The organism is Nonomuraea sp. NPDC049784 (genome assembly GCF_040659615.1).
In the GTDB taxonomy this organism is placed as follows: Bacteria; Actinomycetota; Actinomycetes; order Streptosporangiales; family Streptosporangiaceae; genus Nonomuraea.
In genome coordinates this window covers 1-10,705 of sequence record NZ_JBFAMX010000341.1, presented here as the reverse complement: position 1 = coordinate 10,705, position 10,705 = coordinate 1, and the positions used below count along the sequence as shown (strand labels likewise).

The 10,705-nt window shown below is 71.9% G+C and carries 8 protein-coding genes; 6 read left to right on the top strand and 2 right to left on the bottom strand.

The window, feature by feature from the left end:
- The 5 genes from AB0J09_RS41780 to AB0J09_RS41760 form a co-directional block, all read left to right on the top strand.
- Window positions 1-2,526: tetratricopeptide repeat protein (locus AB0J09_RS41780; protein WP_360703836.1), on the top strand; the 2,526-nt coding region annotated here is incomplete at its 5' end.
- A 61-nt stretch (window positions 2,527-2,587) separates the two neighbouring features.
- On the top strand, window positions 2,588-3,316 hold the full coding sequence (locus AB0J09_RS41775) for a TetR/AcrR family transcriptional regulator (RefSeq protein WP_360703833.1): 729 nt from the start codon (window positions 2,588-2,590) through the stop codon (window positions 3,314-3,316).
- A gap of 1 nt (window position 3,317) precedes the next feature.
- On the top strand, window positions 3,318-5,792 hold the full coding sequence (locus tag AB0J09_RS41770; protein WP_360703830.1) for a PEP/pyruvate-binding domain-containing protein: 2,475 nt from the start codon (window positions 3,318-3,320) through the stop codon (window positions 5,790-5,792).
- A 41-nt stretch (window positions 5,793-5,833) separates the two neighbouring features.
- A complete protein-coding gene (locus AB0J09_RS41765; RefSeq protein ID WP_360703827.1) occupies window positions 5,834-5,983 on the top strand; it encodes a hypothetical protein in 150 nt (49 codons plus the stop codon).
- Window positions 5,961-6,869, top strand: coding sequence for a phosphotransferase (locus AB0J09_RS41760; protein ID WP_360703824.1), 909 nt, complete (start codon window positions 5,961-5,963; stop codon window positions 6,867-6,869). The genes AB0J09_RS41765 and AB0J09_RS41760 overlap by 23 nt, the downstream gene beginning before the upstream one ends.
- Here the strand turns inward: AB0J09_RS41760 and AB0J09_RS41755 are convergent.
- Window positions 6,850-7,326 carry a nitroreductase family deazaflavin-dependent oxidoreductase gene (locus AB0J09_RS41755; RefSeq protein WP_360703822.1) on the bottom strand — a complete coding sequence of 159 codons (477 nt, stop codon included), beginning with the start codon at window positions 7,324-7,326 and terminating at the stop codon, window positions 6,850-6,852. The genes AB0J09_RS41760 and AB0J09_RS41755 overlap by 20 nt on opposite strands.
- A 71-nt stretch (window positions 7,327-7,397) precedes the next feature.
- Entirely contained in the window at window positions 7,398-9,380 is a 1,983-nt protein-coding gene (locus AB0J09_RS41750) for an amino acid transporter (protein ID WP_360703819.1), read from the bottom strand.
- Between the two features lie 322 nt (window positions 9,381-9,702).
- Here AB0J09_RS41750 and AB0J09_RS41745 point away from each other — a divergent pair.
- Window positions 9,703-10,705 (top strand): GTP-binding protein (locus AB0J09_RS41745; RefSeq protein ID WP_360703817.1); only part of this gene is annotated, 1,003 nt, incomplete at its 3' end.

Here is a 10,705-nt window from a genome sequence, read left to right as displayed (position 1 = left end):
GCGGCCGCGGCCTACCGGGCGGCGATCGAGGGGCTCGACGACAGGCGCAGGAAGGACGCGACCACGCGGCTCGCCGGGGTGCTGGTGGCGCGCGGCGCGACGGACGAGGCCCGGGAGCTGCTGGCCGGGGAGTTCGGCGCGATGGGACGGCTCCAGCTCGTCTGCGTTCTGCGCGACCACGGCGATCTGACCGCGGCCCTGTCCCTCCTGACACGCGGATCCCAGGATGCGTGGGAGGCGCAGTTGCTCGGTGAGCTGCTCGCCAGGACCGGAGATGTGGCTGGGGCGCGGGAGGCGTTCGAGCGCGCCGTGGCCGCCGACCCCGAGTCCGCGTCCGGCACGCTGGTCGCGGCGGGCAGGCTGCTGGCGGAGGCGGGCGACGCCGAGTACGCCCGCACCGCTTATGAGCGGGTCGTCGCCCTGGACGACGACGAGTGGTTCACGGCCGTCGCCCGGGTCCGGCTCGGCACGGCCTCGGCCAAGGAACGCGGATGGGTGCTGGCCGACGACGGGGACCGGGAGGGCGCGGTCGCGGCGCTGACCGAGTTCGCCGGGTCGGAGCTGATGGCCGAGGTGCTGCTCGCGCTCAACGACGACGACGCCCGGAGCGTACGCCGCCTGGTGGCCGCCGCGGATCCGGAGGCCCGGCGGGAGCCCCTCGCCGAGATCCTCGAGCGGGCTCGCGGGCTGGACGATCACCATGCGGCCACGGCGCTCTGCCGAGTGGTCATCGAGCTGGGCGAGCCCGCCCTCGCCGCGCAGGCCGCGCTGGATCTCGGCGTGATCCAGGCGGAGCGCGGCGACCACTGCCAGGCCGAGCTGGCCACCCTGCCCGCCACAGAGCACCAGGAGACGGCCGCGGACGCCTGGCGCAACATCGCCATCGTCCGCCACCGGCGCGGCGACCTCGACGGGGCGATCGAGGCCGCGCGTGCCGCGATGCCCGCCACCGCCGTCGTGCTGGCCGAACTCCTCAACACAAGCGGCGACAGCGCGGGCGTACGCGCGGCGCTGACCGCAGGGGCGGTGGCCGGCGACCTCGAGAGCCTGCGCCACCTGCTCGCCCACCTGCTCGTCGAGCAGGACTACGACGCCGTGGCGAGGGAGGCCGAGCAGGCCGTCGGGACCGGCGACCCCGAGACCGTGTCGATGGGCTACTGGACGTGGGGGGACGCGTACAAGGCCCGGGGCGACATGGAGAACGCGGCCCTCATGTTCCAGCGGGGCGTGGACACCGGCTTCCCCGACACCGAGGCGGGCATCCGGGTGGACCTGGCCAAGGCCATGCGAGAGCTGGGTGACACGGCCGGAGCCGAGCGCGAGGTGCGGCTGGCCATCGAGTCCGGCGAGCCGAGCGCGGTGGAGAGGGCCGGCGTGCAGCTCGGCCTCTGGCGGCACGAGGAGGGCGACCAGCTCGGCGCGGCGCAGGCGTTCGCCGCCGCTGTGGACGCCGGATCCGGCCTGGCGACGGACAACCTCCGCGTGCTCGCCTACCAGGCCGCCGACCGCGGCGAGCACGCCCTGGCCGTGCGGATCCTTCAGCTGATGGGCGACCAGGCCGACGGCGTGGCGAGCGAGCTGGCCGGCCAGTGCGAGGACCCGGCGGCCGTGCGGGCGTACCACGAGCTGACGGGGCGGGGGCCGTTCACCGAGCTGGACATCGCCGACCGGCTGGCCGAGCTGGGCGAGACGGCCGAGGCGCGGGCGATCTACGAGCGGCTCAGCGGGCACGACGAGCCGGACGTACGGTTCGTCGCCGGTGGCAGGCTCCTGGACCTGCTCGACGACGAAGGGGACACCGACGCGTTCTTCGACGTGGCGCAGCGGGCGGCGGCCGACGCCGACAGCCCCATCCGGGGGGTGTTCGGGAGCCTGCTCGGCATGCTGCAGAGCAACCGCGGGGACACGGAGGCGTCCCTGGACACGCTCAGGGAGGCGGCCGCAGGCGGCGAGCCCATCGCGCTGGTCACGCTCGCCCAGACGCTGGTCGGGGCCGGGCTTGTGGATGAGGGCAGGGAGGCGTACCTGCGGGTGCTCGACGCCGATGACGCCGGCCTCGCCGCCCGGGCCATGATCGCGCTTGGGCAGACGTATCACGACGAGGACGAGGAGCGGGCCCGGCACTGGTACCTGAGGGGCGTCGAGGAGGGCGAGGGGCACAACAGCGCGGTCGCGGCGATGTACCTGGGCGCGCTGGCCAAGCGGGACCGGGACTTCCCGGAGGCGCTCACCTGGTATCAGCAGGTCATCGACGCGGGAGACACGGAGTCGGGGATGGCCGCGGCTCACCTCGGCGAGCTGTGCTACTGGCTCGGCGACCGCGACGGGGCCCTGCGGTACTACGAGCTGACGCTGGGACTGACCGAGCAGGCCGACCTGGTGGCCGAGGCCGCCTGCCGGCTGGGTGAGATCCGGTACGAGCGGGGCGACCTGGAGCTGGCCCGGCAACTGCTGATGACCGCCGTGTCCACGGGGGATGCTTCGTTCGCCCCGTCGGCGGAGTCGCTGCTGGCGAAGCTTGGCTGAACTTGCCTTTAATTAAATGACCATCTAGTCTCACCTAGTCAAACAAATGAGGTGAGACGGGATGGTCAGGGCAGGACGACCGCCACAGGATCCGGCGCGCCAGCTGGAACGGGCGCACCGGATCCTCGACGCCGCCGCCGAGCTGGTCCTGCGCTGGGGCTACGACAAGACCACGATCGACGACGTGTCCAAGCGTGCAGGTGTCGCCAAGGGCACCATCTACCTGCACTGGAAGACGCGCGACGACCTCTTCGCCGCCTTGCTGCGCCGCGAGCGGGTGCGCATGCTCGCCGACGTCCGCGGCCGCGGCCCCGCCACGCTGAGCGAGCTGTACGGCGAGTTCGCCCGCGCCCTGCTCGGCCGCCCGCTGCTCAGCGCGTTCATGCAGGGCGACTCCGAGGTGCTCGGCAAGTTCGCCCGCCAGAAGCAGCAGGCCGGGAGGCCGCCGGTGACGGGCGAGGCTCTGGACGCGTACGTGGCGGAGCTGGTCAAGCGCGGCGCGGTGCGCGAGGAGGTGGGGGACCACGTCCTGGTGGCCAACGCCGTCCTGTACGGCTTCCTGTGCCTGCCGGACAGCAGCCCCGGGGAGCCGCGGCCGTCCGACGGCCGGATCGCGGAGCTGGTGAGCGACACCATCGAGCGGACCATGACCACGGGCCGCCCCCTGTCCGGCGACGACGCGGGCGCCGTCGCCCGGGCCACCCTCGACTTCCTCGACGCGGTGGAGGAGATCGCCCAGCGGAGGCTGGCGGCCTCCATAGGCGGTTCGAAAGGCTCAAGGAGCGTATGACGTGAAGGCCGTACTTCCCCTCGACGACGCGGCGGCCGATCTCGCGACCGTGGGCGGCAAGGGCGCATCGCTGGCCAGGCTGACCAGGGCGGGCCTGCCCGTTCCAGGTGGTTTCCACATCACGACCGAGGCCTACCGGGCGTTCGTGTCGGCGTTCCGCGACGAGATCCCGCAGGCCGAGGACGTGCGAAGGCTGTTCGCCGAGCACGACATGCCCGCCGGGATCGCCGCGGACATCCGCCGGGCGTACGAGGCTCTCGGCGACGACGTGGCGGTGGCGGTGCGCTCGTCGGCCACCGCCGAGGACCTGCCTGACATGTCGTTCGCCGGCCAGCAGGACACCTATCTCAACATCACCGGCGACGCCCTGCTCGACGCGGTCAAGCGCTGCTGGGCATCACTGTGGAACCCGCGCGCCATCGCCTACCGCGAGCAGAACGGCGTCCCCCACGACGACGTGGCGCTGGCCGTCGTGGTCCAGGAGCTGGTGGACGCGGACGCGGCCGGCATCATGTTCACCGCTAACCCGGTGAGCGGCGCCCGCGACGAGACCGTCATCAACGCCGCATGGGGGCTCGGCGAGGCGGTCGTCGGCGGCCAGGTCACCCCCGACACGATCGTGGTGTCCGGCGGCGCCGTCACCCAGTCGCAGGTCGGCGACAAGACGGTCATGACCGTCCGCACCCCCGACGGCACGCACGAGCAGCCCGTGCCGGAGGAGCTGCGCGGCAGGGCCGTGATCGACGCGGCGCAGGCCGTGGAGCTCGCCGCGATCGGCACGCGCATCCAGGCCCTGTACGGCACCCCGATGGACGTCGAGTGGGCCAGGCGCGGCAGCGAGTTCGCCGTCGTCCAGGCCCGCCCGATCACCGGCATCAAGCCGCAGGTCGAGGAGTGGAACGACAGCCTCAAGGGCGAATACCTGTGGACCGCCGGCAACCTGGGCGAGGCCATCCCCGACGTGATGACGCCGGTCACCTGGTCGCTCGTGCGCCTGTTCATCAAGGAGGCGATGTCCGCCTCGGCCCTGCCCGGCTTCGACATGGTCGGCAACATCGGCGGCCGCTTCTACATGAACCTGAGCATCGTCCACTCCATCGCCGGGGCCTTGGGCATGCGCAGCAGGTTAAGCGCGGTCGAGCAGGTCTTCGGCAAGCTCCCGGAGGGCCTCGACGTGCCGATGGTGCCGGTGTCGCGCTGGGAGATCATCAAGCGCACCCTTCCCTTGGCGATCAACATCCAGCGCCGCGTGCGCCACAACCTCAAGGGACTGCGCGCGTTCCTGGCCACCTCGCGGCGGCGGTGCGAAGAGCTGCGCGCCACGATCGCCGCCACCGGCTCCGGCCCGGAGCTGGCCGACCTGTGGGAACGCGAGATCAGGCCGCACATGGTCACTTCCTGCCGCATGTTGGAGGCCGCCGGCCGCCAGGGCGGCGCCACCCTGGTCTGGACCCGCGACCGGCTGCGCAAGATGATGGGCGACGTCGATGCCGAGGCCATGCTGACCGGTGTGAACGCCGAGGGCGAGCTGGCCAGCCTGGGCCCGGTGATGGGCCTGTCCAGGCTGGCCCGCGGGGAGATCACCAGGGAGGAGTTCGCCCGCACGTACGGGCATCGCGGTCCCCACGAGTTCGAGGTGTCGATCCCGCGGCCCGGCGAGGACTCCGGCTGGATCGACGCCCAGCTCGCCGGCCTGCGCGACCTGCGGGCCGACACCGAGGCGCTGCTCGCGCGGCAGGAGACGGCCAGGGAGGAGGCGTGGACGCGCTTCGCCGAGCGCTATCCGCGCCAGGAGGCCAAGATGCGCGCCAGGGTCCAGCGCTGGAACGCGGTGGTGCGCGACCGCGAGTCCACGCGCTCGGAGAACATGCGGGCGTTCTGGGTGCTGCGGGCGTTCGCCGTACGGGCGGGGGAGCTGTCGGGCCACGGCGACGACGTGTTCTTCCTCTACCTGGACGAGCTGCTGGCCCTGCTGCGCGGCGACCCGTCCCCGCTGGAGAAGGTGCCGGTGCGGCGGGCCACCTACGAGCAGTACGCCGCCCTGCCGGTCTACCCCGCGCTGATCGTCGGCCACTTCGACCCCGTGCGCTGGGCCGCCGACCCCGACCGGCGGGCCGACGTCTACGACGCGCGCGGCACCGGCGTGCCCGTGAGCGACACCGTGAAGGGCTTCCCCGGCGCTCCGGGCATCGTGGAGGGCATCGCCCGCGTGATCTCAGGGCCTGAGGAGGGCGATCGGCTCAAGCCGGGCGAGATCCTCGTCACGACGCTGACGAACGTGGGCTGGACCCCGATGTTCCCCCGTGCCGCCGCCGTGGTGACCGACATGGGGGCACCGCTGTCTCACGCCTCGATAGTGGCGCGTGAGCTGGGCATCCCCGCCGTGGTGGGCACCGGCAACGCCACCATGCGCCTGCGGGACGGCGACCGCATCAGGGTGGACGGCGAGCGGGGCACGGTCGAGTTGCTGGGGTGAAAAGACTCCGCCAAGTCGATCGCATTAATGGGTGGCATGCGATGACCTTGATCCCCATGATCGAATGGTGGACCCCAGAGGACGAACGCGAGCTCGAGGCGCGCTGCGCCCGATTCAGGATCGCCAAGCTGGCGCTCGATCGCGGCGACGGCGAGACGGACAGGGAGGATGAGGCCGATTCGGCGGCGTGACTTCGCCGAGCTGCCGCCGTCCCTCGTCGCTGAGGTGGAGCGCCGGCTGGGCGCGGTGCTGCGGTTCGAGGAGCGCCGGGGTGGTTTCTCGGACGGCGTGCTCGGCGTGGCCACGCTCGCCGGCGGGGAGCGGGTGTTCGTCAAGGCCGTGCCGGCGCACGGCGCCGACGCTGACGGCTACCGGGAGGAGGCGGCCGTCAGCGCGGCGCTGCCGCCCGCGGTGCCGGCGCCGCGCCTGCGGTTCATGTGCGAGAAGGGCGGCTGGGTGCTGCTCTGCTCGGAGGTGGCGCCCGGGCGGGTGCCGCACGAGCCGTGGCGCCCGGAGGAGCTGTCGGCGGCGCTGGACCTGCTCACTGCCTGCGCCAGGGAGCTGACCCCGGCGCCGCTGGACGGCCTCCCCACCGTGGCCGCGCGCATGGCGGGCCGCTGCGAGATCTGGCAGGACCCGGGCGCCGCGAGAGTCGGCGAGTGGGAACGCGACCACCTGCCCAGGCTCGCCGAGACAGAGCGCGAATGGGAATCGCTGGTCACCGGCGACACGATGCTCCACTTCGATCCGCGTTTCGACAACATCGTCATCGACGAGCACGGCACGGCCAGGCTCGTGGACTGGGGGCGGGCCTGCGTGGGTCCCGCCTGGGTGGACCTGGTCTGCCTGCTGCTGGAGTCGGACCTCGGGGAGCCCGATCCCGAAGAGGTCTTCGCCGGGCACCCGCTCGGGAAGCGGGCGGTGCCTGAGCACGTGGACGCCCTGCTGGTGGCCCTCCTCGGCTACTGGACGCGTACCGCCGCCATCCCCGGGCCCTCGCACGCCCCGCACCTGCGGGACCGGCGCGAGCACTCCCGCCGCGCCACCCTGGCCTGGCTCAGCTCCCGCTGGGGGTGAAGAGCACGAACGGGATGTGCCGGCCGACCTCGCGGTAGTCGGCCACGCTGCCGTCGACCGCGAAGCCCATGATCTTGCAGAGCCGGCGGGCGGCGGCGGGGTGGCGCGGCGCGTACCTGGTCATGAGCTCGGCGCCCTCCTCGCGCTGGAGCGGTACGGCCCTCACCGGCAGGGTCCGGCCGCCGACCTGGATGGTGACGTCGGGGGCCTTCATGACGTTCCGGTACCAGTCGGCCCGCGTCCCGAAGCCGGAGGCCGCGACGTAGCCGCGCTCGCCGTGCTCGACGACCTCGACAACGGCCTGGCGCGGCCGGCCGGAGACACGGCCGACGTGGTTGAGCAGCATGACGCGCCCGCCCATCAGCCTGCCGAGCCCCAGCCAGTAGAGGTGGATCGGCAGACGCCACAGCAGGCGGCTCACTCCGGTCGGCGGGCCAGGTCGCTTGACGATCTCCATGAGGTCAGTCCTCTCTGTGGCGGCGGCCGTTCTCGGCATCACCCAGCAGGGCATGCACGATCTGACCGCTGCTAGCCGCCGACGTGGACGCCCGGCCGCTTGGCCGGCTCGGGCTCGCCCTTGCGGATGATCTCGCGTACGACCGGCGCCGTGTCACCGCGTCCGAGGATGAGGTAGCGGAAGAGGTGCATCAGCGGCGAGCCTTCCGCCCACTCGAAGTAGCAGTGCGGCCGGACGCCGGTGGCGTCGCGCAGGGCCAGCAGGACGGCGGCGATGGCGTTGGGCACGGCCGGGCTCTCCGCGCGCAGCACGCGGTGCCCGTCCACCTCCACGCCGCGCACGTGGAGCGCGTCGCTGAAGTCGGACGGGTCGATGACGTCGATCTCGAGGAAGAGTACGTCGGCCCGCCCGGGGACCGGGTTCATGCCGCGCTGCTCGGTCTCCTTGGTCTCGTACTCGGCCTTGTCGCCGGCCTGGCGGCGGTTGGCGATGATGTTGAGCGCGCCGTCGTACTCGATCGAGTCGGCGATGAACCGTCGCGCCGCCTCGTCGAACTCGATCCGGTCGGCCCGCAGCTCGGTCGTACGGGAGACACGCGAGATCAGGGAGATGGCGACGATGCCCAGGATGAACAGCGCGGAGATGGCGATGCCGTCCGGCTTCTCCCTGATGTTCTCCACCAGCGCGTAGAGCAGCACTAGGGTGAGCACGGCGAAGCCCGCGGTGGCCGCCCGCTGGCGCTTGCGGATGGCCGAGATCGTCACCGCGACGGCGCCGGAGACCATCATGGCCAGGATGCCTGTGGCGTACGCGCCGGCCTGGGCGTCCACGTCGGCGTCGAAGGCGATGGTGAGCACCACGCAGATGCCGGTGTAGACGACCACGACGGGCCGTACCGCGCGGCCCCAGTCGGGCGCCATGCCGTACGAGGGCAGGTAGCGCGGCACGATGTTGATCAGACCGGCCATCGCGGACGCCCCGGCGAACCACAGGATGAGGATCGTGCTGATGTCGTACGCCGTGCCGAACACCTCGCCGAGCCGCTCGTGCGCGAGGTACGCCAGCGCCCTGCCGTTGGCCTCGCCGCCCGGCCTGAACTTGTCGGCCGGGATGAGCACCGTGGTCACGAAGCTGGTCGCGATCAGGTAGACGCTCATGACGAGCGCGGCCGAGGTCAGCAGCTTGCGCGTGTTGCCGATGCGCGACGCCAGCCGCCGCTCGGGGGTCTCGCCCTCGGCGGCCACGAGCGGCATCATGCTGACGCCCGTCTCGAACCCCGACAGCCCCAGCACCAGCAGCGGGAAGGCGAGGACGGCCGGCCCGATGAGACCGCCGAAGCCGCCCGTCCCGCTGGTCAGCGCGTCGGTCCACCGGGAGATCGCGTCGGGGGAGGAGACGACGTCTGTCAGCCCGACGGCGACGACGACGGCGTTCATGATCAGGAAGATCGCGACGAGCGGGATCGCCACGCCGACCGCCTCGCTGAAGCCGAGCAGGAACACCCCGCCCAGGATCAGCAGCAGCGCCACGGTCAGGATGACCTCGTGACCGTGCAGGAAGCTCGGGAAGTACGGGTTCTCCACGACGTGCACGGACGCGTCCGCCGCCGACAGCGTGATCGTGATGATCCACGACGTGGCCACGAACCCCAGCAGCACGAGCACGAAAAGCTTGCCCCGCCAGAACGGCAGCAGCCGCTCCAGCATCGCCACCGACCCCTGCCCGTGCGGGCTCTCCCGCGCCACCCTCCGGTACATCGGCAGCATGCCGAGCAGCGTCAGGGCCACGATGAGCAGCGTGGCCAGCGGCGACAGCGCTCCGGCCGCCAGCGCGGCGATGCCGGGGAGGTAGGCCAGCGTCGAGAAGTAGTCGACGCCGGTCAGGCACATGACCTTCCACCAGGCCTGCGGCTCGGAGTGTCCCTCGGTCGCCTCGGGGCCCACCGGCTGCACGCGAAGCTGCAGCAGCCAGCGGGCCAGGGCGCTGGACGGAGGCGCTGGACGGGTCGGGCTGTCCACGACCGCCGGGACCGTAAGCCCACCGGTACCGCTCACCGGATCTTCCTCTCTCCCAAAGAACGCACCCCACCCTAGGGCGTCCCGCGTCGAAGCAGGTGGGTGGCGCGGCATTTCCGGCCGCATCAGTGCGAATGCCGCATATGGGAGAGTGGCGCGGCCCGCACATGGTCCCTTTGCGGTCGCGGGGACGACACGCCGGTAAATCGGTTGCCCGAGCCGAGAGCGCCCTGGTGTGCTGGGCTGGAGTCAGGACGAACAGAGGAGCAGGAAATGCGAGCGACTGTCATGTCCCACGAGAAAGGAACACCCGTCTATCCAGAGGACATGACGTTCGTTGCGTATGCTCAATTTGGGGATCTTGGCGCATGTAGACGCCGGTAAGACCAGCCTGACCGAGCGGCTGTTGTACGCCGCAGGAGCGATCGACGAGGTCGGCAGCGTCGACGACGGCAGCACCCAGACCGACTCCTTGGCCCTGGAGCGCCAGCGCGGCATCACGATCAAGTCGGCGGTCGTCTCGTTCGCCATCGGCGACACCACGGTCAACCTGATCGACACGCCCGGCCACCCCGACTTCATCGCCGAGGTGGAGCGGGTGCTGAGTGTGCTCGACGGCGCCGTGCTGGTCGTCTCGGCCGTGGAGGGCGTGCAGGCCCAGACCCGCGTGCTCATGCGCACGCTACGCCGGCTCGGCATCCCCACACTCGTCTTCGTGAACAAGATCGACCGGCGCGGAGCCCGCTATGACGGGATACTGCACGATATTTCGGAGAAGCTCTCCATTACGACCGTCGCCATGGGGTCCACCGCCGGGCTGGGCACGGGCGCCGCCTCCTTCACGCCGTTCGACGGGGAGGCGAACCTCCTGGACGTGCTGGCCGAGCACAGTGACGCGCTGCTGGCCGCGTACGTGCACGGCGACGAGCCGATCCCGTACGCCAGGCTCCGCGCCGAGCTGGTGGCGCAGACGGGGCAGGCGCTGGCACACCCGGTGTTCTTCGGCTCGGCGATCACGGGCGCGGGCGTGGGCGCGCTCATGGCCGGGATCGAGGAGCTGCTCCCCGCCGCCCAGGGCGGACCCGGCGGGCCGGTCTCGGGCACCGTCTTCAAGGTCGAGCGTGGCGACGCCGGGGAGAAGATCGCGTACGTGCGGATGTTCTCGGGCACGGTACGCACGCGCGACCGCCTGCGGTTCGAGGACGGGCGCGAGGGGAAGGTCACGGCGATCAGCGTGTTCGACGGGGGCACGGCGGTGCGCGAGTCAGAGGTCGCCGCGGGCCGGATCGCCCGCCTCTGGGGCCTGGCCGACGTCCGGGTCGGCGACGCGATCGGCCTGCCCGGGAAGGGCGAGCCGCAGGGCC

Excerpts from the sequence above, each read along its gene's own strand:
- AB0J09_RS41755 (WP_360703822.1), bottom strand. The coding sequence starts at position 7,326 with ATGGAGATCGTCAAGCGACCTGGCCCGCCGACCGGAGTGAGCCGCCTG.
- AB0J09_RS41765 (WP_360703827.1), top strand. The coding sequence starts at position 5,834 with ATGACCTTGATCCCCATGATCGAATGGTGGACCCCAGAGGACGAACGC.
- AB0J09_RS41775 (WP_360703833.1), top strand. The coding sequence starts at position 2,588 with ATGGTCAGGGCAGGACGACCGCCACAGGATCCGGCGCGCCAGCTGGAA.
- AB0J09_RS41760 (WP_360703824.1), top strand. The coding sequence starts at position 5,961 with ATGAGGCCGATTCGGCGGCGTGACTTCGCCGAGCTGCCGCCGTCCCTC.